Annotated in this window: 13 protein-coding genes and 2 pseudogenes; 13 read left to right on the top strand and 2 right to left on the bottom strand. The window is 57.2% G+C overall.

Going from position 1 to position 23,475, the window contains the following annotated elements:
* Positions 1-107: 107 nt before the first annotated feature.
* Positions 108-854 carry a LuxR family transcriptional regulator gene (locus EJ078_RS09915; protein ID WP_063169365.1) on the top strand — a complete coding sequence of 249 codons (747 nt, stop codon included), beginning with the start codon at positions 108-110 and terminating at the stop codon, positions 852-854.
* Between the two features lie 16 nt (positions 855-870).
* Here the strand turns inward: EJ078_RS09915 and EJ078_RS09910 are convergent.
* Positions 871-1,106: pseudogene (locus tag EJ078_RS09910) on the bottom strand (transposase); the annotation flags it as partial.
* Positions 1,107-1,825: 719 nt separating this feature from the next.
* On the opposite strand from EJ078_RS09910, the gene EJ078_RS09905 reads away from it, so the two are divergent.
* From EJ078_RS09905 to EJ078_RS09860, 11 genes and pseudogenes are all read left to right on the top strand, one after another.
* Positions 1,826-2,542, top strand: coding sequence for an SPASM domain-containing protein (locus EJ078_RS09905; RefSeq protein ID WP_224571099.1), 717 nt, complete (start codon positions 1,826-1,828; stop codon positions 2,540-2,542).
* Between the two features lie 1,064 nt (positions 2,543-3,606).
* Positions 3,607-4,863: a diaminobutyrate--2-oxoglutarate transaminase gene (gene ectB, locus EJ078_RS09900; RefSeq protein WP_063169362.1), complete on the top strand. Its 1,257-nt coding sequence runs from the start codon at positions 3,607-3,609 to the stop codon at positions 4,861-4,863.
* Complete coding sequence (locus tag EJ078_RS09895; RefSeq protein WP_127315234.1) at positions 4,856-5,695, top strand: hypothetical protein; 840 nt, start codon at positions 4,856-4,858, stop codon at positions 5,693-5,695. Before ectB ends, EJ078_RS09895 begins: the two co-directional genes overlap by 8 nt.
* A 1,021-nt stretch (positions 5,696-6,716) precedes the next feature.
* Positions 6,717-7,646 (top strand): 2-oxoglutarate and iron-dependent oxygenase domain-containing protein, encoded by a 930-nt coding sequence (locus EJ078_RS09890; RefSeq protein WP_127315233.1) that lies wholly within the window; start codon positions 6,717-6,719, stop codon positions 7,644-7,646.
* Positions 7,647-7,942: 296 nt separating this feature from the next.
* Complete coding sequence (locus tag EJ078_RS09885) at positions 7,943-8,362, top strand: DUF2267 domain-containing protein (protein WP_127315232.1); 420 nt, start codon at positions 7,943-7,945, stop codon at positions 8,360-8,362.
* An 824-nt stretch (positions 8,363-9,186) separates the two neighbouring features.
* Positions 9,187-9,558, top strand: a pseudogene (locus EJ078_RS30320) (aldehyde dehydrogenase family protein); the annotation flags it as partial.
* Positions 9,501-10,727 carry an aldehyde dehydrogenase family protein gene (locus EJ078_RS09880; RefSeq protein ID WP_348627319.1) on the top strand — a complete coding sequence of 409 codons (1,227 nt, stop codon included), beginning with the start codon at positions 9,501-9,503 and terminating at the stop codon, positions 10,725-10,727. The pseudogene EJ078_RS30320 and the gene EJ078_RS09880, both read left to right, overlap by 58 nt.
* Positions 10,728-11,652: 925 nt before the next feature.
* Positions 11,653-12,996: an acetyl-CoA carboxylase biotin carboxylase subunit family protein gene (locus tag EJ078_RS09875; RefSeq protein ID WP_126057668.1), complete on the top strand. Its 1,344-nt coding sequence runs from the start codon at positions 11,653-11,655 to the stop codon at positions 12,994-12,996.
* Positions 12,997-13,350: 354 nt separating this feature from the next.
* Positions 13,351-14,631 (top strand): FAD-binding oxidoreductase, encoded by a 1,281-nt coding sequence (locus EJ078_RS09870; protein ID WP_126057669.1) that lies wholly within the window; start codon positions 13,351-13,353, stop codon positions 14,629-14,631.
* 522 nt (positions 14,632-15,153) lie between these two features.
* Positions 15,154-16,863, top strand: a complete 1,710-nt coding sequence (locus EJ078_RS09865) for a GMC family oxidoreductase N-terminal domain-containing protein (RefSeq protein WP_126057670.1) — start codon at positions 15,154-15,156, stop codon at positions 16,861-16,863.
* A 340-nt stretch (positions 16,864-17,203) separates the two neighbouring features.
* The gene (locus EJ078_RS09860; protein ID WP_208721402.1) at positions 17,204-18,367 is read left to right on the top strand and encodes a M20 aminoacylase family protein; all 1,164 of its coding nucleotides are present in this window, start codon (positions 17,204-17,206) and stop codon (positions 18,365-18,367) included.
* Between the two features lie 565 nt (positions 18,368-18,932).
* On the opposite strand, the gene EJ078_RS09855 is transcribed toward EJ078_RS09860, so the two are convergent.
* Entirely contained in the window at positions 18,933-21,428 is a 2,496-nt protein-coding gene (locus EJ078_RS09855) for an FAD-dependent oxidoreductase (RefSeq protein WP_208721399.1), read from the bottom strand.
* 710 nt (positions 21,429-22,138) lie between these two features.
* Here EJ078_RS09855 and EJ078_RS09850 point away from each other — a divergent pair.
* A complete protein-coding gene (locus tag EJ078_RS09850; RefSeq protein WP_127319289.1) occupies positions 22,139-23,317 on the top strand; it encodes a M24 family metallopeptidase in 1,179 nt (392 codons plus the stop codon).
* The last annotated feature ends 158 nt before the right edge of the window (positions 23,318-23,475 follow it).

Raw genomic sequence — 23,475 nt, 5'->3', positions numbered from 1 at the left:
CTCCAGGTGGCGGAAGGAACTCCGGCTCGAGTCCCGTTGACTTCGGATGTTGCGAGGCTGGGTTGGAGCAAACTGTGCACCAATGAGAACGCAATGAAGGAGACATCATGGAACTCCGGCGGATTGCGGTGGAGTTAGACCTATTCCTCAAGATGACTGATGATGTCGCTCAATCCGAACAGTTGTTCGAACTGTTGTCTGCGTTTGCGCTGAATTTCGATTGCCCGTGGATTGCCTATGGGCCGCTCGCATCAGAGAGGGCTTTCAAGCCGAACCGAGAGGGTTCTGTGGTGATGTGGAATTATCCTGCTGAATGGCAGGAGCGCTACTCGAGAATGGGCTATGCCAAAATAGACCCCCTCATCAAGAAAGGTCGAAAGGAGGCGGGACCCTTTCGATGGAGCGAGGTGTATACTGATGAAAACATAACTGAAGATGGACGCCGCGTCTTGGACGAAGCAGCAACATTCGGCTTGAGGTCAGGCGTTACCGTCCCATTACATGGCCCTGGTGGCAGCTTTAGGTTTGTGAGTTTTGCTCAATCCTCGGACTGCGAATTGCAGAATAGAGCGATCACCTACCTGCAAATGGCCGCGCTGCGGTTTCATCGGATGGTTACGAAGTTCGACACTACGACTGCGTCGGAACGAGCTCATAACCTGTCTCCGAGAGAAATAGAGTGCATTGATTTGGTGTCACAAGGAAAATCATCTTGGGAAATAGGAACTATTTTAGGCAGATCACGAAATACGATAGATTTCCATTTAAAAAATGTAATGCGGAAGTTGGATGCGACCAGCAGAACGGTAGCTGTTGTAAAAGCTTTGAACCTTGGGATTATCCAACCGCCGTAGGTGCGCAGCTAGTTCTCCGCCCGTAGTAGCGCGCGTGATAGCCGAGACGCTCCGGCGTGCGCTCGCTCTTCGAAGCACCCAGCGCCTCGTCCATCTCGGCCTCGAGCACCTCCTGCATCACGGCGCGAATCACCTCGTGCAATCCATCCGGCTTCGAAAGCAAAATGTCGTTGACGCTGCTACGGCGGATTTATCTTCAGGCTTGGTCCTGGTGGCGATGCTGAGTTCGCTTCGCTGAGATTGGGCGGTCATGACAGGGTGGTGTTCAATGTCACCGATTCCTGGAAGAAATTACCATCCGTATTAAGCGACTGACGATGAGTGATGTGTGTCCAAAATCTGACAGCTGTCAGAAAACATTTCGGGTTCAATACAGCGGAGCGTCTTAGCCCTGTCGGGCTTTTCGAAGCCTATCTCGCAGTAACTGCGCGCCAGGCGCACTAGCTCGGCCTTTGCTGGTCGATGTGCGGCAATATAGTGTGAGGGCTGACCCGCATGAGAACACGGAACTCGCTCGATGAAGGATGATCGACGGCATCCAGAAAGCTTCTCTCCGGCGGGTTCGAGGGTGCTGCGCGCGCATCTCGGCGACGGGCCAGCGACCAACGGTTGAGGCTACATCTCCGGAGCGAGTGATGCCTCGAAAGATGCAATGCTGTCTCTGGTCCGACGCGCTGGAAGTTTGTGAAGGGTCGGCCCGGCAAATCGGTGAACCGGGCGGCTTAGGCTGCCAAAAAGGGTAGATGTCTGCGTTGCCTCGGTAGATCAGCAGGCGGTATCAGAAAGCCAAAGGCACACGCACACCATCGTGGCGCTTCGCAGGAAGTAGATGGGAGTAATCACCAGTGATTTTACCGGAACTTCGCTCAGCAAACACAGCCGGCAGGGTTTTGGAGATAACGACGACCACGGGATGCGTCGTAGGATGTTCATATTGTCCCCAGGACAAGTTCGCGGTCCGGCAAAGAAAAGTGTCTCATGCGAGTCATCTGGATCTTGAAGATTTCAAGCGGTGTCTGGCCCGCGTACCGACTTCCGTCGACATTGGTTTTGCGGGATACTCCGAACCTTGGCTCAATCCGGACTGTACCGAAATGGTGGAGCACGCCTTCGCCAAAGGCCATGGCATCAGGATTTTTACGACGCTGGTGGGAATGAACGGGCAGGACCTGCAGCGATTGCAAGCCTTGCGCTTGGGCGTATTCGTGGTCCATGTTTTCGATGACGGCACCTACATGAACAGCCGCCTGGTCGGAGACAAGTATCGCGATCTGGTTCGTCAACTCGTCGACGCGGACATCCCCTTGATCCGATTCGTGGCCTTGGGCGAGCCCCACCCAGATATAGCCGACATTATTCCTACCGAAGCCCTGATAAAAGCGCGGCCGGTGAGCAGTAGGGGTGGAAGCGTCGACCCTAAGATCGTTGCACCACGTCAGCCAGTGGTCGGAGCCCTAACCTGCGTGGACGCACGACAGTATCGGAATGTTCTTCTTCCAAACGGCGACGTTACCCTGTGCTCTATGGATTTTGAACGGCGTCACGTATTGGGCAACCTTCTATATGAGGGTTACTCCGCTCTGTTTGAAAAGCCAGTTTTTCGCGAAATCGTCGACCGCATGAATGGAGCAGATGGTTTTCTGCTTTGCAGGATGTGTGAATTCGCCGACCCAAACGACCGGACCTGAGTGCATGCCGGCCGAGAGGGCGTGCCTGGCAGTGCGGATGGCCCCACGACAGATGCACCTGCCCGCGACGCCATCGTGTTTTCACGTTACGCCAGTATGTTCCTGTAGGCGCGGCAGTGGGCCTCGAGCATTTCGGAGACGAGCTCATCGAAAGGTCTTCGCCTTCCAACCGAGCTTGTCGGCCTGCCTAGCTTGAGGTAACGCCGATCACAGGTCAACCATCGGTCGGATGGAAACAGTGTTAGTCGATCCCGATCAGAGCTTGATTGCTTACTCACGGCTCACCTCGTCAACGCCTTCACCCTCCCGGACGATCTCCTTTTCGACTCGCCTGAAGGCAGCAGCCCAGCTGCGGCCGGGGATGGTTGCCGTCGCGGTAGTGGACGTTCTCGAAACCGATGCGGCCCTTCGCCAGCGCGTCTCCCGGTTGCTTCCGCCTGGCCTACGAACGGGCTTTCCGTCAAGGGGGTCCACGGCGGCCCCGCCCTCTTGATCCGGCGGCTCGGGCCAGTCATCGCGCAAGAGATCGGAATCCGCATTCTTCTCAAAGAGAGCGTGGCTTTCGCTGTGTCATCGGTCATCAAATAGTTTCTTGAATCAGGTTGGTGTCCGCAGCCCGAGGTTGAACGGCGAATATTGATGACCGCCGCGAAGCCGCTCGCTCGCTACGGCGCTATTGAGGAGCGCGCTCGCGAGCGGCTTCGCTACCGCCGAGCGACACAACCTCTGGCGACGCGACCCTGCTGATCTCCTTGGACTCATTCATTTGTCCGGAGCGCTATGGGCAGCGAAGGGTGGGTACGTCAACTACCTGATGCCATAGTAGCGATGCTTTCGCGGAAGCTTTAGAAGCCATCCTGTTGCAGCACATTCGAAAGCATCCGAATGGAGGGCAACGCAACCCAACAATATTTGATGAGGATGCCGGCATCACCAGACCAAACCCAGACCAAACAAAGCTGCCTCCGGCATTCTGCTTCAACGTTAAGCGACGAACATCTGCCGCAAACCACTAGCCATTAAACAGCTCTCTTCTTTGAAAGACTATGTGCAGAGGACTTGATATGGACACCGACGCTTTCACGGCTCATGAATCTAACGTTCGTCGTTATTGCCGGGCGTTCCCCACCGTCTTTACGAAGGCCCTTGGGGCGACGATCTGGGACGAGACGGGTAAGCCCTTTATCGATTTCCTGGTGGGTTCCGGCGCACTCAACTACGGGCACAACAATCCGGATATTATGGCGCCAGCGATTGAATATCTCGTCGGTGAGAACATTCTTCTGTCGCTTGATATGCATACGGCGGCAAAGCGTGACTTCATTGAAGGGTTCGTCGATTGGATCCTGAAACCCAGAGGCCTTTCGTACAAGATTCAGTTTCCCGGGCCGACCGGCACGAACGCCAACGAAGCGGCGCTGGCGCTGGCGCGAAAATACACCGGCCGCTCGAGCGTCATGGCCTTTACGAATGCGTTCCACGGCATGTCGCTCGGCTCTCTAGCGGTGTCGGGCTCGGCCTCAACCAGGGAACTGGGAGGCGTCGCTCGCCACGATGTGATCCGTGTTCCCTATGACGGCTATCCGAGCCAAGCTTTCGATTCCGCCAGTTACATCGACAGCGTTTTGAGCGACCCGGGGAGCGGCATAGAAAAGCCTGCCGCAATCATTCTGGAGACCATCCAGGCCGAAGGCGGCATGAACGCCGCATCCGCAGCTTGGCTCACGGAAATTCAGCGCATTTGCCGTACGCACGGCATTGTTTTTATCGTCGACGATATTCAGGCGGGTGCGGGCCGAACTGGCGATTTCTTCTCATTCGAGTCCGCGAAAATCGAACCGGATATTGTGTGTCTTTCCAAGTCCCTAAGCGGTTCAGGTAGTCCGTTGTCCATCGTTCTGATTCGACCCGACTTGGACATATGGAAGCCCGGAGAACATAGCGGGACCTTCAGAGGCAACAATTTCGCCTTCGTGACGGCAGGAGCCATGTGCAAGATGTGGTCGGATAGGAAATTTACTGCAGGTGTCGAGCGGACAGCCGTCAGGCTGCAAACGCACCTCGATCGCCTGGTTGCGAAATTTCCAAGATACATCGAACAGAAGCGCGGCCGCGGTCTGATGGCCGGCCTGAAATGCCGTTCACCGGCAGTTGTCGGCCGCGTGCACGATGTCGCATTCGAAAATGGCCTTCTTATCGAATCCTCGGGGCCAAATCGCGACGTTATCAAAGTCCTCCCGCCGATAACCATCACCGATGCCGAACTCGATCGTGGCATCACCATCCTTGAACACGCACTACAGGAGCAAGACAATGCCTAGTCAGATATCTCAAGTGCCAGCCATCTCGCCGGTTTCGATCAAAGAACGGACCGGGTCGATCAACACGGCGGAGATCATCTCGGTCCTGAAAGGTGAGCTCACCGCTCTGCACATCAAGCAAGCTTTCAGCACCGAAGTAGCCGAGGAGATCACTACGAACTTTATTGGAAGCTCCGGTCTCAGAGAGCGTAAAGATGGTGTGCCCGGACAATATGTCGGCGCATCTCACTACAAGAAGGATGCAGCCACATATTTCGCAGACGCCGAAAACGCGCGGCCGTACGTCGATGCCCTTTTTAAGAATTTGGTTGACCCGGTTCGAGCAGTATTCGGGGCGTTGAAGCGAGAGCTTCACAACCAGGGCATCGAATTGCGGCTGGCCCGTTCCGAACACGGCCAGGCCAATGTTTGTCGCGCTCTCAGTTGGTCAGGCAGTGGCACGTTTTCCTTGGATCCCCACGACGATGTCGCTCAAGTCTTACGTGCTGGCGATGATTACGAGCTTTCTGCGGTGGCGCACAATACGGTCGCAGCGCTCAACCTCTATCCCAGCATGCCCGAGAACGGGGGCAATCTGAGGCTCTGGAGCCATAAGCCGACAGTTGCGGACCGAAAGTCGCAGGGTGTGGAGACCACTGGATATCCCTATTCGGCAGCCTATCTTGAGGCCGTCCCGTGCCGCGAGTTCCAGCTCAAGGCCGGGGATATCGCCCTAATCGATGGCGGCTTCGTTCACGGGGTTACCGGTCAATCAGGCGACGGAAAGCGTCGCCTGGTGCTGAATTGCTTTTTCGGATTTGCCCGGCCTGATCTTGTTCTCTGGTGGACCTGAAATAGGAATGTCGCAGCGACCGACCGGATTTAGCCGGCAGTTAAAGCGTGAACATCCTTCGTCACGGGGGACTTGCCACGGGTTATTTCCTCTATCTGCAATTAGAGTCCATCCTAATTGATGTAGAAAGAAGATCACTCGTGGCGTGAGTTCCAACGAGGACATCGTTGCTTGCAAGGGGCCGGCCTCCGAAGCAGGGAAAGAAACATGGGATCGTCGCACGAATTCTTTCTTGCGAAGCGCGACGACTGCGGCGTCATAGCTTTGACCGGTTGAAAAGCCATTGACCATCCCACTGAGATGAACGCCTTGGATCCCTCGCCTCCGGCCCCGTCGCGTGCGTAAAGCGTCTGCCCTGGTAAGTCAGCACGGTAGAGATTGGGCCGGAATATTCTCATGCATCATGGCGCGCCACCTCCCGTCGAAAGCACTATCGATCTCGCCGTGCCAAGACCGATCTCCCCGCGTGACTTGACCTCGCTATCCGCGGCTGACGGCTTGGGTGGAAGGCACCATCGACACACTTTAAAGACGGCTCAATATAATAATGAAACAATCTTAGATTCTCAGTTTTTGAAAGATTTCTCGAAAGGTCGCTCCGATTGAGTGAAAGCTGGCCTGATTCCTGGTCGCCCCGCAGAGGAGAGGCCGAATACCTCGCGAGCAATTGCCAGTCTGTCTTACGGCGGGAAAACTCAAACGTCAGTTCCTGTCCGGTTGGCTCTTGAAACAGAAGTCCATGACGGCAATAAGCTTCGCATACCAGGAAAGAACTTAGCGCCACCCAGGAGGTCAAAGTAGGCGAAATCACCTATAATATTGATGTTGTTTAAAACATCAGAACGAATTTGTATTATATTTTTAACGTATAAGTTCTTGAGTGGTCCCCCAATAACGTGGTATTGATCCCACGAGTTAACTGGATCAGGGGCATCATTCTTTTATTTTACTTAGGCAGAAACTGAGTTGCGAGATTTTCCAGGAGCCCAGCAGGGGGCGCCGATACAGACGGAGGATGACTATGACCACGCTACCGCAAATCTCATTGGCGAAACTGTCTGCCGATGCGACGCGACATCAAGAGCAACAGCGCTTGCGCAATGCATGCGAGGTGTACGGGTTCTTCTACCTTATCGAGCACGGAATCCCGAAGGAACAGATCGCGGATGCCATCGACGCGTCCCGGCGGTTCTTCGCGTTGCCACTGGCTACAAAGGAACGCTTCGGTCACGCCGCACAAAACGTGCGCCCCACTATCGCACGTGGATACAGTCCGCTGTACGGCGAAATCCTGCATCCTGAGGCCGGCCGCGATCCAAAGGAAGTGTTCGATCTCGGAATCGACAACGAAGGCGATCGGCGTCCGTTTGCGGGGAGCACACTGTTTCCGGATGAGGCTTTGGCTCCTGGTTTCGCGCGAAGCCTGCTTGCCTTGCAGGCTACCGTGCTCCGCGAGGTCGTCCCGCAGCTCGGAACCGCGCTTGCCGACGTGATCGGTTTGGAACAGGGCTGGTTCCAACGGTATTTCAGCCCGCCGACGCTCGAGCAACGCGTAATCCGGTATCCAGCTCGCGGCGGCACGTGCGCTAAGCACACCGATGGTGGCTTTTTCACGCTGCTGCTGCAGGAGGAACTCCCCACCCGGTCGTTGCAGGTGTGGTTGCGCGGGCGCTGGATGCCGGTGCCGAGCCTGCCCGACAGTCTCGTAGTCAATTTGGGCGATATGCTTCAGGCTTTGAGCGACGACCGCTTCAAGAGTACGCCGCATCAGGTCGCGCACAATGGTCTGACCGACCGAATTTCGCTTCCCTTCTTTATCTATCCCGACGTCGACGCGCGCCTGACTTCGCTGGAAGGGCGCCACACCTTCAGTGTCGCGGAAATGATGCTGCGCAATTACGAGTCAGTCGAGACCGGGAATGGCGCCGGGCGCGCCCGAGAGTTGCAGTGAGTGTTTGGTTTTCCCAGGCGTGGGCAATTACTGGCGACGACGCGGGGCACCTCGGCCAATATGCCGGGGGAACTCAATCCGTCCACGTCGCGCGTATAGCGCGGCGGCAATGCGCTTGGGACCGACCCCGACACCAATGTTCCGTTAGGCTGCATCTGCCGCGGGCTTGGCATCATTTTCGTTCATCTTTCTTGCAGCGCTTCCCCTGAGAGGGGGGCTGGCGCAAGGCGACGTGACGCATTTCGAGTAACGGCGCGTGAATCTGCCCTGAGAAACTTAAAGGACAGGAATATTGGATGTACCTGAGGCGCGATATCAGCTATACGTTGCAAGCAACCCAGAATTGGGTCAGCGATCTGGCGTGGAGACTACGTTGGCATGACCGCGAGCAGGTTTTCCGAGCCCTGATTGCGACACTTCACGCCCTGCGCGACTGCCTAGGTCGCGACGAGGCGGTGTACATCGGTGCCCAGCTGCCAGCCTTACTCCGCGGCTTTTACTACGAAGGTTGGCACCCCGGCCGCCGCGCCATAAACACAAAACGGATCTCGTTTCTCGACCGGATCCACGAGGGCCTCCACCGCGACCCGGCAGTGGATCCGGAAGAGGTTGCCCGCTCGGTTCTGAGCCAATTCGCGGGCCGTTTGTCTGCAGCAGAGATCCAAGAGGCCAGGGCTGCCACTCCAAAACCACTACATGATCTTTGGCCAGACTGAGAGACGTCTGCCCATGAGCATAGAAACATGAAGCCATCGGCTTGGGAGCCTTCGACCAGGAAAGTCGCCGGCGTTTCCATTTCCGCCAAAACTGGCGGTAAGGGCTCGAGGCCACCGTTTTGAGAGCGCATCACGGCCCCAGGCCCACTTGAAAATTGGCCAATCCCAGACCCATCGAGCCAACAAAAGCGACCGGAACTCTGAGCTGCATAATTCGACCGCTGATCCTGCTGCTCAGTGAAGGCTGATGAAAGACCATCGCGGAGCCAGTGAGCGCCTCCTCGGCTTCATCCTGCTGACACCCAGCCGCCAGAAGGCGTCGCTCTTCGCCGAATTCTAACACTATCCCCGTGGGGGACACTCGTCTCATCAGCTCTCATTCAGTATGGCATCACCGATGTCGCTGGCGACACGATGCCGGAATTTGCCGCTCCAGTTGAAACACTGAATACTCCTATTGGGTAATCAAAGAATGCTCGTCTGGCTAACAAGACAAAGTTACGCCTATATAATACGTTTCCAGCAAATGCAGCCCACGTATCTGGTAGGTACCCGAAGGTAGAAGACAAGCTATCATCGCGGGAGAGGAATTGGCTAAAAGGAATTTTAAGACGCATCCTTGCGATTTGTCGGTCTTAGCGCGGGAGCTGCGTCGTTATCGGTCGTGCGTGGGGCGGGGGCAGGTGGCGATTGAGGTCGCATCAAGAAATGCGATCCTCATAGGCAACCAGGAATCGACCTCCGCCGTCGACTTCTTCGAAGCCGATTTTTGCGCTCAGAAGCCCAAAGGCGGCTTTCCCAGGAAGACACGTACGAAGCGTTTGATGTTCAGTACCAACAGGAACCGGCGGCGATCGACAAGCATGGCTACTTCAGAAGTGATCAAGAATTTCATCGATGGGGAGTGGAGAGATTGTTCGTCTGGCAAACGGATCGAGGTTGATGACCCTTCAAACGGGGAGACGGTAGCGGTTATTGCAGAGGCAGGACCTGAAGAAGTAAATCTCGCCGTTGCTGCCGCCGATCGTGTCTTTCGCGACCGCGTTTTGATAGACATGCACCCGTACGACCGTGGGCGTATGCTTTTCCGCGTGGCGGACGCACTTGAGTCACGCAGCGACGAGGTCGCGATCATTAACTGCATAGAGACTGGGAAGGCGTTGGACCTTGCCCGTGGCGAGGTTCGGACCGCCGTCAGATACCTGCGGTACTACGCTGGCTTGGCGGACAAGCTCGAAGGTCGCTCTATTCCGCGGGGGCGGATCTTGTTGACTATACGGTCAGAAGCCCCTTCGGAGTGTCAGCCCAGATCGTTCCTTGGAACGGCCCCCTCGAACTGACGGCCCGTTCACTAGCTTGCGCCATTGCAACTGGTAACTCAGTGGTAGTGAAGTCCCCCGAACTGGCTCCTTTATCAGGCATAGAACTTGCTCGCGCCTGTGAGACCGCGGGCTTGCCTGCCGGAGCCGTAAACGTGCTCACTGGGTACGGCCAGACGGCAGGCCAGGCGCTGATCGATCATCCCGATGTGCGCCACATCGTCTTTACGGGCTCCATGGCAACCGGGCGAACCGTCCTCAAGGCTGCAGCGGAGCGCATCGTACCCTGCATCATGGAGCTGGGCGGCAAATCGGCCGCTGTCGTTTATTCCGATGCCGATCTCGATTCCGTCGTGGAAGCGGTGCGTATCGGAACCTATCTAAATGCTGGCCAGAATTGCAACAACCTAACAAGATTGCTTGTAGAGCGTTCAATCGCTGATGAAACGTTAGAAAGAGTGAAGGCTTGCGTCGAAGGACTCTCAATTGGACCAGGACGCGAAAACTGCGACATCACCCCGTTGATCTCTCAAAGGCAGCGAGAGGGGGTCGAGAGCGCCTGCCGGATGGCCCTGTCGCAAGGGGCACGGCTTGTGGCCGGCGGAACTGCACTTTCGGTGCGAAGCGGCTATTTCATGGCGCCGACTGTATTTGCCGATGTCGCGCCAAATAGTAGTCTTTTCCAGAAAGAAGTCTTCGGCCCTGTTCTTTCCGTTACTGCTTTCGATGATCCGATAAAAGGGATCGAACTGGCAAACGATACCGATCAAGGCTTGGCAGCGGGCGTTTTCACCCGGGATATCGACCGGGCTCTTTGGAGCGCGGATCGCCTTTGGGCTGGCCAAGTGTACGTGAATGGATGGTACGTCGGCGGCGTAGAAACGCCGTTCGGTGGAGTGAAGAAGTCTGGCTACGGTAGGGAAAAGGGTCAGGAAGCCCTTGATGGCTACGTGCAGACCAGAAATATTGGCATCCGGATCTCACAACCCTTGTCTGGTTCGGGCAACAGCGAGCCCGCCGTGAATCGATCCGATCGTTATTGCTAGTCGCCAATCCGCCGTCGGGAAGTCTTGCGGCGGAGGTTTAGTCGTCGATGCTGGTTTGGGGTCTTCACAGGGCACATCGCGCACCAGAACGCTGACCTAGCACCCGACCGGCACAGTATCTCTCGTCGTAACTTTCAGAAATGTTGAGAACCCGTAGTTGCGATTTGGAAAAATTGAACCAAGCCGGATGCAGGCGCATGAGCCCCCTACTCCCCTGAAAGCTGCGGGAGGGCACAAGGTTGTCAATCTCGCCGGATATTCCCACCGGTCCAGCGCGTGCATCGAGATCGAGGTGGTCTTGCGGCTGAGCCTCACGAACAACATCCGGTCGAGGATTACCCATGTCGTGTCGTCGGCCAGCGAGCGGGCATTCCAAGCATTCCAGTGCGTCTCCTGCTTGCCCCTTTCTAGGCGACGATCGACCAGGACGTCGTGATCTGCATCGGGCGCAAGGTGACACGAGGGAGTGTCGCGTGCTCATGCCCGCTAAGTAGTCTCGAGGCGATGCCCGGCGTCATCCGTGCGTCGCTGATTGGCGCTGAGCCCTGCTCCTCCATCCACTGGCTTTGCCTCGTCGATATCTAGCCCGCTCGCGGACCGGTGATCTGCTGATGTTGAAGGTCCTGTCAAAGTGCGCGTACGGTAGCCGGCGACATCGACGGCCTCATCAGCGCGCCGACGGCTGCTGGCCAAAAAAACGGAGACAGGCAAGCACCGCCCCAGCGACTATTCAGCGAGAGCCAACCGGATCCCAGCCGGGTGGTCAAAAATCGCAACAAATCATTCAGCTAACTTTACAAAATCTTCGCGAGATCAGATCGCTGAGCATGGTAGCTTCTCTTGGAGGCTGACGTCAGGCCGAACAACAAGTCGACGCCTGTTTACTCCCAGGCCGTCGCACTGCACACTGCGGAGATCGACGGCAATGACAAAAAGAGCTCTCATCCTGGTTGAAGGCAACAGAAGTACTGGTGAGCTATACGTTAAAGCGGCCAAGCGTCTTGGCCTTCATCCAATTACCTTGTCGGCTGACCCAACCCAGTACGATTATCTTGCAGCAGACGATATGGAGACAATCCGCGTCGATACGGACAACCTCGATGCCCTGATCAGCGAATGTTCCCGGGTGCGTGCAACTTATGATATTGCTGGCATCACCGGCTTTACGGGTCTCGATGAGTTAGCCTATGCTACAGTTGGTAAGCTATGCCGATCCTTCGCTCTGCCAGGGCCGAACCCCAGTTCGATTGAACGATGCTGCGATAAATTCACTCAACGTCAGATCCTCGCGGAGGCCGGCGTTCCTATGCCGGCCTATCGCTTAGCATCGAATGCCGCGGACGTACAAAGCTGTGCCGCGGAAATCAACCTCCCGGTAATTCTTAAGCCTGCCGTGGGCAGCGGCAGCAGCGGTGTCCTATTGTGCCGCGACGTCGACGAACTAGCAAAACATACGATCCATCTGTTGGGCGGGAAGCACAAATGGCGGGCTTCGCCCAGGATACTGGTCGAAGAATTCGCACAAGGCCCCTATTATTGGGCTGACATAATGGGGAATGAGGTCATTGGAATTGGCGGCGCTGACTTCGGGCGCCCACCGCATTTTGTCCATCGTGGGTGCACCTATCCAGCGGTGCTTACTGACGTCGAGCAGCAGCGTATCGCCGATGTATCGCTAAGCTGTTTGGAAGCTCTCAGCCTTGGCTGGGGGCCATCGAACATTGGATTCCGCTGGACAAGGCGTGGCCCAGTCGTCATCGAGGTCAATCCGCGTCTTGCTGGCGCGCCCGGTCCTCAAATGGTTAAATTGGTTTATGGTATCGATCTAGTTACCGAGCACATCAAAGTGGTTATCGGCGAAGAATCGGATTTGCGAAGTACGCGTTCGCATGTCGCGGGCGCTCGGTTCCTCCTCCCGGAGGGTGATGGCATCCTCGATTGGATTGATGGCGCCAGTCGAGCGGCTGCCGTAGAAGGTGTCTCGGAGGTCAAATTGCATGTTCAGCCTAAGACACCTATCGTCAGGGAAGGCGATTACCGAGACACGATCGGACACGTCATCGCCGCTTCCCCGAGCCGCCCTCAGACCGACGCGATACTTCAGCACGCCGTTGCCTTGATTGATTGGTCGATCACGTCGGTTTCTGCCCTTGGCGAAACGGAACACGCTGTGGCCCCTTACCTTCCACCTGGTGCGGAGATGGTGACAGATAAAGGTACTCATCGCAGCATGTTGGTGAAATCGAGTGCAGGAGACGATGCGGTCTAGGGTGAATTGGCCATCCGCGAGGAGACCATTATGCTGACGGGCGTCATTGCTTCCTAGAGCCGACGCGCTCGCCTACCTCCGCTTTTATGCACATGTCGCCGCACAAAGCCGATTTCCTGCGTGAACGCGGAAGATTCGAATAGATCGGCCATTTACATGCGCTACATTCAGTAAGGGCGCTCTGAGCGGTCCGGTCCTCTTATTGTAAGCGGGCCTGATGCGGCTGGTTCAGAACGTTTGCGAAGATACGCCTCCTCCCAAGGCGCACCTGCCCGGCAGCGAGCTAAGTCTCCTGCCGGGCGCCCTGAGTTGTGTGCGCACTGAGCCAGCGTCCAGCCTTATGAGAGCGGATGAATGCTGAACGATAGACGGTCCCATGGGCTTTGGGAGCGGACAGCTCCGCCGCCGCCTGCAACGGAGAATCTGCGAGGCAACCTCGTCGCCGATGTCGCGATCGTCGGCGCCGGCTACACCGGGTTGTCCACTGCGCTGCACCTTGCCGAGCGGGGCCTGGACGTTGTCGTGATTGAGGCAGCCGAAATTGGTTTTGGCGCCGCCGGGCGAAGCACCGGGTTGGTGAATGCGGGCCTTTGGGTTATGCCCTCGGCGCTCAAGGAGACGCTCGGTCCGCTCTATGGCGATCGTTTGCTTAATTTGCTGCGCGATTCCCCACGCACCGTCTTCGAGATCGTCGACAAGCACAACTTGCAGTGCGAGCTGAAGCGGGCCGGCACGATCCATTGTGGAGCCGATAAGAAGGGCGTTGCCGAGATCGCGGAGCGAGCTCGGCAGTGGCAGGCGCTCGGCGCCCCGGTGCACATCCTCGACGCCGGGGAGACGCGTGCCAAGACAGGCACCTCGGCCTTCCCCGGAGGCCTCCTCGACCTGCGTGCCGGGACGATCCAACCGCTCGCCTATGTGCGCGGCCTCGCTGGTGCGGCGATTGCCGCCGGCGCGACCGTCTTTACGGCGAGCCCGGTCGAGCACATCGGGCGCGAGGGCCGCCTCTGGCGGCTCGCCACGCAAGGTGGAACCGTCCGGGCGAAGTGGGCGGTTCTTTCGACCGACACCTACACGTCGCGCATCTTCCCCGAGCTGCGTGGCGAGCAAGTGGTGCTCCCCTTCTTCCATGTTGCGACTGCGCCGCTGAGCCACAGAATTCGCCACACGATTCTGCCCGAAGGGCACGGCGCATGGGACACCCGCACCGTGCTGACCGCCTTTCGCACAGATAATGCCGGCCGCCTCATCGTCGGCAGCGTCGGCGCGCTCCGCGGCGCCGGAACCGTGATCCATCGCAACTGGGCACGGCGGCGTATCCGGGCGCTCTTCCCGCAGGTCGGTGAGGTCGAGCTGGAGCATGAGTGGTACGGTCGGATCGGCATGACGAACGACCATCTACCACGCCTTCACGCCCCAGCGGAAAACATGATCGCGCTGACGGGCTTCAACGGACGAGGCATCGCGCCGGGCACCGTGTTCGGCCGCGAGCTCGCCCGCCATATCAGCGGCGAGCTGCGGCTCGATGCGATGTTCCTGCCCGTGTCCCCGGCGCAGAACGCCTCCTTCCGGGCCATCAGAGAGGGCTACTATGAGCTCGGTGCGCAGATCGCGCATCTACCGCCGGCGCGCTGATCCGGTGGGGTCAGCTGCTGGTCCACGGCGCGAAGCCTTGTGAGTGACTCAAAGTGCTGACAAATCACCTCCTCACGGAGGTGAATCATGAACCACGCCTCATTGGAATCCCTCGCGATTCAATCTGAACGTCCGACGCGCTAGCAATGCCGCAGCCTCGAGATAGCCTCGCGAAAAAGCCGCGCCACTGCAATCGCCTCAAAATCCTTCAGCAGAGCGCTGACGAAACTCGAAGACCGGAAACGGCTGCAAAGACTGGCAGCCGAAACTTCGAAAAGACAAGGGAGCAGCACTCCTGCCGATCATTGCGCGTGTGGAAACTCTTCCCACGGCTTCTGTCAAGATGGGTGCTTTTAATGTCTGTAAGGGGAAGGAATTCGCTCTCTTCGTAACGTGCAGGAGAATCGCGTGTTTCTGCGGAAATTGCAAAAAATCGGGGCTTTCCTGCCCAGGAATGATCTCATTCGCAAATTTCCGCTCTAGAACTGTGCTAGCTTGCTGCCGCAAGATGGGGAGAAATCGTTGCTTTTTGACTATATAATTGTAGGTGGTGGCTCATCCGGATGCGTTATGGCGAACAGGTTGTCGGCCGATGGTAGTCACGTCCTGCTCGTCGAAGCTGGGCCTGACTTTCTCCCCAACGAAATTCCTGATGATATTCTAGATGGGAACCCGACGCGCGCTTACTACAATCAACGATATCAGTGGCCGTCACTTACTGCAGCCGTTGCGCGAAATAGCGACAGACGTGTGCACTATGAGCAAGCTCGAGTCATAGGTGGAGGCTCCAGTATCAACGCTCAAGTCGCCAATCGGGGTGGACCCGCCGATTATGATGAGTGGGCCTCCACCGGGGCAACGGGTTGGGATTGGGAAGGCGTCCTGCCATATTTCCGCCGACTCGAATGCGATCTGGACTTTCGCGATCACTTCCACGGCAACAGCGGGCCGTTGCCGATTAGCCGTGCCGACAAAGGAGAGTGGTCAGGATTCGTGAACGCGGTGTCGACGGCTTTTGAAGATGAAAATATACCCTTCTGGCCTGACTTCAACGGTGAGTTCCGCGATGGCCACTCAGTTGTTCCACTAACAAACCTCAATCGTCGCCGAGTGTCAGCTGCGATGGCTTATTTGCCAGAGAGTGTCCGCGCTCGGACAAATCTTACAATTTTGGCAGAAACTACGGTCGTAAAACTAACTCTTTCAGGTCGCAAAATAACTGGCGTCGATACTGAGAGTAAGACCGGTCGTCGCCAATCCTATAGCGCACCAACTGTGGTCCTATGTGCTGGCGCTATTCATTCGCCCGCAATACTGATGCGATCCGGTATTGGCCCGGCTAAACCCTTATCAGAGCTCGGCATTCAAGTCATCGCAGATATTAAAGGAGTCGGAAAAAACCTGCAGGAGCATGCCGGGGTCGCCATCTCGGCGTACTTGAAGCCAGAGGATCGGATGTTGCCGACCGCGACCGGATATATCCAGATGCATGCTCGGTATTCATCCGGTCACGACGGTTGCCCGCCTACCGATATGGCCATCTCGGTTCTGGCGAAATCTGCCTGGCATCCCATTGGCAAACGCCTAGGGACGCTCAATTTCTGGGTTAATCGCGTCTATTCGACAGGAACTGTCTCGCTCAAGAGTTCCTCTCATTTCATTGAGCCAGAAGTGAACTTCGACATGTTGAGCGACCAGCGCGACGCGGAGCGATTGAAAAACGCGTTTCGATTCGTTGCAAGACTGATTAATCATAAGGCCTTGGCGAATACGGCGCTCGACCCTTTTCCTTCTACCTGGACTGGACGAGCAAAGCGGATCGGCAAGTACAACCGTCTGAACTACGGTCTCACATCCTTGCTCGCGGCCGTTATGGATAGTTCCTCGTCGCTTCGTCGAAGCCTGATCAGATTCGCTATCACTGATGGTCGCAGCATCTCAGACCTTCTAAATAACGACGAGCTTCTTGATTACTTTGTACGACAAAACGTTTTTGGGAATTTTCATCCCACTTCAACTTGCAGAATGGGATCTGCTCATGATCCGAACAGTGTGACGGATCCGACAGGCCGCGTTCATGGACTATCCGGTTTAAGAATCGCCGATGCGTCGGTGATGCCATTCTGCCCGCGAGCAAATACGAACATCCCAACGATTATGGTCGCCGAGAAAATGTCTGACGCCATACTTCATGAACGCGGGGCAGCAATGAAGGTGTCGTTGGTCAAGTAGAATTCTGCAAGCTCAAGCGGCCGCAGGCACACCGGTCACTTCGGCTCGCTATCAATCTGGCTGGTTCGGAACTTGCCGAATAGCCGGGAACACCAGCTGACCGCCGATCATCTAGAAGTCTGTCGCCCACGTGAACGCGAGGAGTTTGCCTCATCTCGAAGCGAGATGGGGTCAATACACACAATGCATTTGACTGTAGGGGTTCAACCCTGGAAGTTTTCCAGCGATAGAGACGCGACGCGGAACCGCGCATCTAGGATGCTGAGCCCCGCTGCGCAGATGTGGTTCAAGCCGGCAGACGCGAGGCGCGGGCTGCTCATTTTTGGTGCAGGAGACAAGAATGCGCAGCATCGATGAATTCCGGGATATTCATGATGAGGCTATCGCTTGGCGCCGTCACCTCCACCAGAATCCGGAACTCGGATACAACGTGCACAACACCGCCCGCTTCGTCGCCGAAAAGCTCGCTTCCTTTGGGATAAACCATGTCGAGACGGGCATAGCCGAGACCGGTGTGGTTGCGGTGATCCAAGGCGCCGGCGGGGACGGACCGACGATTGGCCTGCGCGCGGATATGGACGCCCTGCCGATCGTCGAGGCTACCGGCAAGCCTTGGACTTCCCAGATCGAAGGGAAGATGCATGCCTGCGGTCATGACGGCCACACCGCCATGCTGCTGGGTGCTGCTAAGCATCTCTCCGCCACTCGGGACTTCAAGGGTTCGGTGGCGCTCATTTTCCAACCCGCCGAGGAAGACGGGCAGGGCGCCGGACGAATGGTGCAAGAAGGGTTGATGGACAGGTTCAATATCTCCCAAGTCTTCGGCATGCACAACATGCCAGGTATTGACGTTGGCAAATTCGGTATTCGCGACGGATCGATTATGGCGGCCCTCGACGAGTTTGACATCACTGTCACAGGCCGGGGCGGACACGCTGCAACGCCTCATTTTACTATAGATCCGGTGGTGGTCGGAGCACAGATCATCACGGCGCTCCAGACCTTGGTTTCCCGAAACCTCGATCCGACGGAAGCGCTCGTTGTGTCAGTGCCGAAATTCACCGGAAGTGAATCCTACCACATCATACCTGACTCCGTGACGCTGGGCGGAACGGTTAGGAGCCTATCGCCAGCATTGCGTGATTTTGCGGAAAAACAAATCAAGGTCTGCGCTGAAAATATCGCGGCAGCTTTCGGGGCTAAAGTGGAATATCGGCACAGGCGTCTCGAGCCGCTGACGTTCAACCACACAGAGGCGACCGAATTGGCCGCCGCAGCCGCGCGGGGTCTTGTGGGGCGAGAGGCAGTCAACGAACAGGTCAAGCCGGTGATGGTCTCGGAGGACTTCTCTTACATGTTGCAGGCGCGACCTGGCGCGTTCCTATTCCTTGGCAACGGACCTACCGCGGGCCTGCACAATCCAACCTACGACTTCGACGACAATGCAATCCCTTACGGGATCGGCTACTGGGTCAACTTGGTGGAAGGCGGCTTGGCCTGCTAGCGCTGCATAGCCTCTTAAACTCTGCCCGCGCGCACCTCAGATAGGTACGCAGGGTTGCTAGCTAACTGGGCGCGCCATCGCGAGGCATGACAATCCAGCTCCGTCGTCAGACCGAGCAATCTCGGCGCCGTGCAAATTCAAGATGAGGAACTAGGCTGTTCCCTCCATCCACGCACTGGCCGAGCATGGCCGGCGTGCGACCCGAAACCGGGTCATGGCAAGCGGATGGCGTATACAGCTGGGACACCGAGCGTCTCACAAGCCTGGATAAGTTTGGCGGCCTTCACTGCGCTAAAATCCAATACGGTTGCACGAAATTGCCGATGCGATTGCGAGACAAGCCCATGAGCTGCCGTTCGCCCACGTTATGCCAGCCAGAGCACAAATACCGTTGCCCTGGCTGAGGGCCGTTGAAACGAGGCCAGCGTTAAGCTGGCCTGTAGCAACGACGTCATAGCGGGCCGCGTTGTGGGCATCTTATCCCCAATCGATGCGCGACCCGATGCAGCGCGTGCTGGTCGACCAGAGGCGCAGCTCAGTCGTCCAAGATTGCGCAGTCTAGTTTTCAGGCCTTGAGGAGCTCTTTCGCCACCAACTCCTCCACAGCACGCCACTCGCCCTTCACGCGGCTGCGTCCGGCGTCATAGAATGGCCGCAGAGAAGCTATGGCGGAATAGCGCTCCCCAGCGATCTCGATTTCGAATGACCCTCCGGACAGCCAATCAGCCGTCACCCCGGCTTCTGCCGTGAGATATCCCATGCCGATGCCACAGCCGACAGTGTGGCCAAATCCAGCCGATCGCAGGTATCCGACAAGGCTGCCGTTACGCCAGACAGGCTCGGTCCCGAACATCAACGATTTGGCATCTGCGGCAGCGAGCTGGACCAGCCGCCGGCGCAAGGGTTTGCCGCGCTGGGCCTCGAGTGCAGCGCGTCCGATGAAATCCTCGCGCTTATCCCAGGCAACCGTGAACCCCAGTCCCGATTCCAACGGGGTGTCCTCATCACCAACATCTGCACCCCAGTCACGGTAGCCCGCTTCCAGGCGCAGCGTGTTGAGAGCGACATATCCGGCGTGGCCTAGGCCGAGATCGGCACCGGCGGCCACCAGGGCGTCGTAAACCCCTAGTGTTTGTTCGGTCGGGATGTGAAGTTCCCAGCCCAACTCGCCGACAAAGGTCATCCGGAATGCGAGCGCGAGGCTATACCCGACCTCGATTTCACGAGCCGTTGCGAAGGGAAATGCCTCGTTAGAAAAATCCGCAGGACTAACGCGCTCCAGTAACTCACGCGATCGCGGACCCATCACGGAGAGGGTCGTATATCCGGATGATACGTCGGCAACCGAGACGTGGCCGGCTCCCTTGGCATGCAAGCGCAGCCAGGCGAGATCACGGGTGCGTTGGACCGCCGCTGTCACGACAAGAAATTCCTCGTCACTGATGCGTGCGATAGTGACGTCGGACTCCATACCGCCTCGCTCGTTCAGCCACGGCGTATAGACAACACGGCCGACCGCTACGTTCACGTCGTTCGTGGACAAGCACTGTAGCAGCGCAAGGGCATCCGAACCCTGCACCAGAAGGTGCGCGAAGGAGGTTTGGTCGAACAGAGTGACGCCGGAGCGGGTGGCGGTATGCTCCGCGCCACTTCGCTCGAACCATTCGTCCCGGCGATAGGTTGCATGGCTTTCATTTGGGGATCCAGGTGCACCAAACCATTGAACGCGTTCCCAACCAGCACTTTCACCGAAATTCGCGCCGACGGCGGACAAGCGATCGTGCAGGGGGGATACGCGGACGTTGCGTGCCGTCTTCGGCGACTTATGCGGCAAATGAACCGACCAGAGGTTGCCGACCGCCTCCACCGTGCGGTCGTAAAGATACCGCCTGTTCCGCTGGAAGGGCATTGACCGCCGGACGTCCATCTCCCAGCAGTCTCCCGCTGGCAAGCCTGTCGACATCCACTCTGCCATGACCTTGCCCGCACCACCCGAGGATTCGATACCGCAGGAATTGAATCCAGAGGCGACATACAGACCTTGAATTTCAGGCGATGGCCCGAGGTGGAACCGGTTATCAGGCGTGAAGCTCTCAGGGCCGTTGAAATTCAGTTGGAGGCCGACATTTGCCAGGACGGGCATGCGCTCGATGGCCGCAGAGAGATACGGTTCGATGTGGTCGAAATCTTCGGGCAACGAATCGAAGCTGAAATCCTGGGGGATGCCGTTCATGCCCCAAGGTTTGCCATTGGCCTCGAAGAAACCTACGAGCAATTTCCCGGCGTCTGCCTTTGCATATACGCGCGCGTCCATATCGCGGATCGTCGGTAGGTCATGGGGTAGGTCGAGAATCGCCTCGGTGACAACATAGAAATGCTCGGCAGCCTGCAATGGCACCGACCAGTTAAGTTCAGCAGCTATATTCCGCGTCCATAGGCCGGTGCAGATGACCGCCCGTTCAGCTCGGACCGTTCCCTGACTGGTTTCCACGCCGACAAAACGGCCCTTCTCGACGAGGATGCGCGTGACGGGTGTCCGCTCAAGGATCGTTGCTCCACCCTGCCTCGCCCCAGTTGCGAAAGCACGGGCGGTATCGATAGCGTTGGTCATCCCGTCGGAAGCGATCCATGCCGCCCCCAGGACATCACTGACATCGAGCAATGGAACGCGGCGTCGGGCTTCCGCAGCGCTTATCATCTCCACGTCCAGGCCAAACGAGCGGCCCATCGAAGACCCGCGCTTAAGCTCTTCTAGGCGGTCCTGGGTCGCGGCGACAGTGATGGAGCCGGTTTGCCGAAAACCAGTTGCCTGACCGGTTAGATTTTCGAGGTCCCTGAACAGATCCGCAGAGTATTGAGCGAGCTTTGCCATGGTCTCGTTGGCGCGGAGTTGCGTCACCAGGCCCGCAGCATGCCAGGTCGTGCCGCATGTCAGTTGGTCGCGCTCCAGAAGCAGAACGTCCCGGTGGCCGAGACGTGTCAGGTGATAGGCTATCGAGAGGCCGATTATGCCGCCTCCGATGACAACGTATTCGACATGCGATGGTACTTTGCTGGCCATTTGAAACCTGTTGGAGCTTGGGCGAAAGCGCGGGCTAAGGCGGACTGGTCGTGGCCAATAAAATATTGTCAGATATGCTCTGATTTCCGCTGATCTGCATACCAGGAGTGCAGTATTTCTGCGCCGTGAGGCGGCCCAATGCAGCGTGACTCCAGCAGAATGCACCAGGGTAAATGTGGTGATGACTTGAAGGGCCGCCGTGCAACATAATCGGATGGTGACTCTGGAGCGGGAACGCGCCGAGATCGGCACCCAAGCACGTGCCGACAGGGGTCGAGGGAACCGGCGCCCTTATAAATATCAGGACCTTGGGCAGTGGTTCCCAGCATAGCGGCTGCCCCGCGCCGCCACGATTGTCGTAAGCGCCGGTGCCCAAGCCGAAGACAAAATCCATATGGGCACGATGGGTGCAGATGGCCCAGCGTCAGGTGACATGGGCGTCTTTAGTCGAAGCCAGCGGCATTCTTCAACGCGCAATTTCTTGTCTGCAGGCCCCGGCATCTCGAAGCGAGATGATGCCAATATAAACACTGCATTTGACTGAGAATGCCTTGAGACAAATGCTCGCCTGAGCACCCGCAACACAAGCAAACTGGGACGTGCGAGAATGGGCATCAAGATTTCCGGGCGTCGCCTGCGGTCGTCCTGGGCCGCACGAGCTTGGGCGAACTCAAGAGCGCACATGCTCAATTTCGAGAAGGATCATATGCATGAGCTACCAAAAACCTTTTCTGCGTGAGGAGTTCGACTGGCGCGTCCAGGACACGAAGAAGCGGATGCAAAAAGCTGGTCTTGATCTCCTCATCTGCCAGGATCCAGCCAATATGTACTGGCTTACGGGCTACGACAGTTGGTCCTTCTACACGCCGCAGGCAGTGCTAGTCCATGTCAACGAGGATATGCCTCTTTGGTTCGGGCGCCCGATCGACGCAAAATCGGCTACCGTTACAACAAACTTGCCGGCCGAGAACATCTTCGGATTCGCGGAGACTTTGGTTCACCATCCGGAAAATCATCCTTTCGATGATTTGTGCGGGCTCATCAATTCCAAAGGGTGGGGTTCCGATCGCATCGGCGTCGAGCTCGACACTCACTACTACACCGCGCGGGCCCATCAGCACCTTGTTAGAGGCGTGCCTAATGCGAAGATCTCGGACAGTCGGGAACTTGTAAACTGGGCGAGGCTCGTCAAGTCAGAAGCCGAGCTCGTCTATATGCGAGAGGCGGGTCGTATCATTAGCAGAACTATGCGAGAGGCGATTGCGAAGCTCAAGCCGGGGGTTCGCGACTATGAGGTCGTAGGGGACATTTACCGCAATCAGATTTTGGGTGAGGGCAAGTTCGGCGACTACACTGGTCTGTGTCCCCTAATCCAGATTGGTGAGGGGACGAGCACTTGCCACCTCACATGGACGGGCCAGGCGATCCCCGAGTCAGCGCTAGTGGTGATGGAGCTTGGCGCGGCACGTCGCCACTATAACGCGCCCCTGACCCGCACAATTCACGTCGGACAGCCGCCACAAGAAATCTCGCGTCTGGCCTCCGTGATCGTTGAAGGCGGCGACCTCGCACTCGAAGCGGCCAAGCCGGGCGTGGCCGTCGAAGAGGTAGCCGCCGTATTCCAACGTACACTGAAACGGAATGGCTACAGCAAAGACAGCCGCGTCGGCTACTCAATCGGTGTTGGCTACCCGCCGGACTGGGGCGAACGCACTATCAGCATCCGCGCGGGTGAAACAACGCTATTGCAGGAAGGAATGTGCTTCCACTTCCAATCCGGAGTGTGGCTCGACGATTTTGGCGCAGCGATCTCAGAACCTTTCGTGGTCACAGCGAAGGGCGGCCAGCGCTTCTGCGATGTGGAGCGCCGCTTGGTCGTTATCGACTGATTATTAGCCCATCAACTTTTCGAATAACGCCTTGGCGGGCCCGGACTATGCGGCAATCGCCCAACACCGGTTTGTTACTCAACGAAATAGGAGATCAGCTTCTGCAAAAAAAGACGCTTCTACAAAGCTGGAAACGCCCATCCCGGGCTGCTGGATAA

Source organism: Mesorhizobium sp. M1A.F.Ca.IN.022.06.1.1 (assembly GCF_003952605.1).
Classification (GTDB): Bacteria; Pseudomonadota; Alphaproteobacteria; order Rhizobiales; family Rhizobiaceae; genus Mesorhizobium.
Note: the sequence above shows the minus strand (reverse complement) of the source record. Positions and strands in the feature narration are given on the sequence as shown.

Bases quoted from the DNA above. Each gene is read 5' to 3' on its own strand.
- EJ078_RS09915 (WP_063169365.1), top strand. From the start codon at position 108: ATGGAACTCCGGCGGATTGCGGTGGAGTTAGACCTATTCCTCAAGATG.
- EJ078_RS09855 (WP_208721399.1), bottom strand. From the start codon at position 21,428: ATGGCCAGCAAAGTACCATCGCATGTCGAATACGTTGTCATCGGAGGC.
- EJ078_RS09850 (WP_127319289.1), top strand. From the start codon at position 22,139: ATGAGCTACCAAAAACCTTTTCTGCGTGAGGAGTTCGACTGGCGCGTC.
- EJ078_RS09860 (WP_208721402.1), top strand. From the start codon at position 17,204: ATGCGCAGCATCGATGAATTCCGGGATATTCATGATGAGGCTATCGCT.
- EJ078_RS09870 (WP_126057669.1), top strand. From the start codon at position 13,351: ATGCTGAACGATAGACGGTCCCATGGGCTTTGGGAGCGGACAGCTCCG.
- EJ078_RS09895 (WP_127315234.1), top strand. From the start codon at position 4,856: ATGCCTAGTCAGATATCTCAAGTGCCAGCCATCTCGCCGGTTTCGATC.
- EJ078_RS09890 (WP_127315233.1), top strand. From the start codon at position 6,717: ATGACCACGCTACCGCAAATCTCATTGGCGAAACTGTCTGCCGATGCG.
- ectB (WP_063169362.1), top strand. From the start codon at position 3,607: ATGGACACCGACGCTTTCACGGCTCATGAATCTAACGTTCGTCGTTAT.
- EJ078_RS09875 (WP_126057668.1), top strand. From the start codon at position 11,653: ATGACAAAAAGAGCTCTCATCCTGGTTGAAGGCAACAGAAGTACTGGT.
- EJ078_RS09885 (WP_127315232.1), top strand. From the start codon at position 7,943: ATGTACCTGAGGCGCGATATCAGCTATACGTTGCAAGCAACCCAGAAT.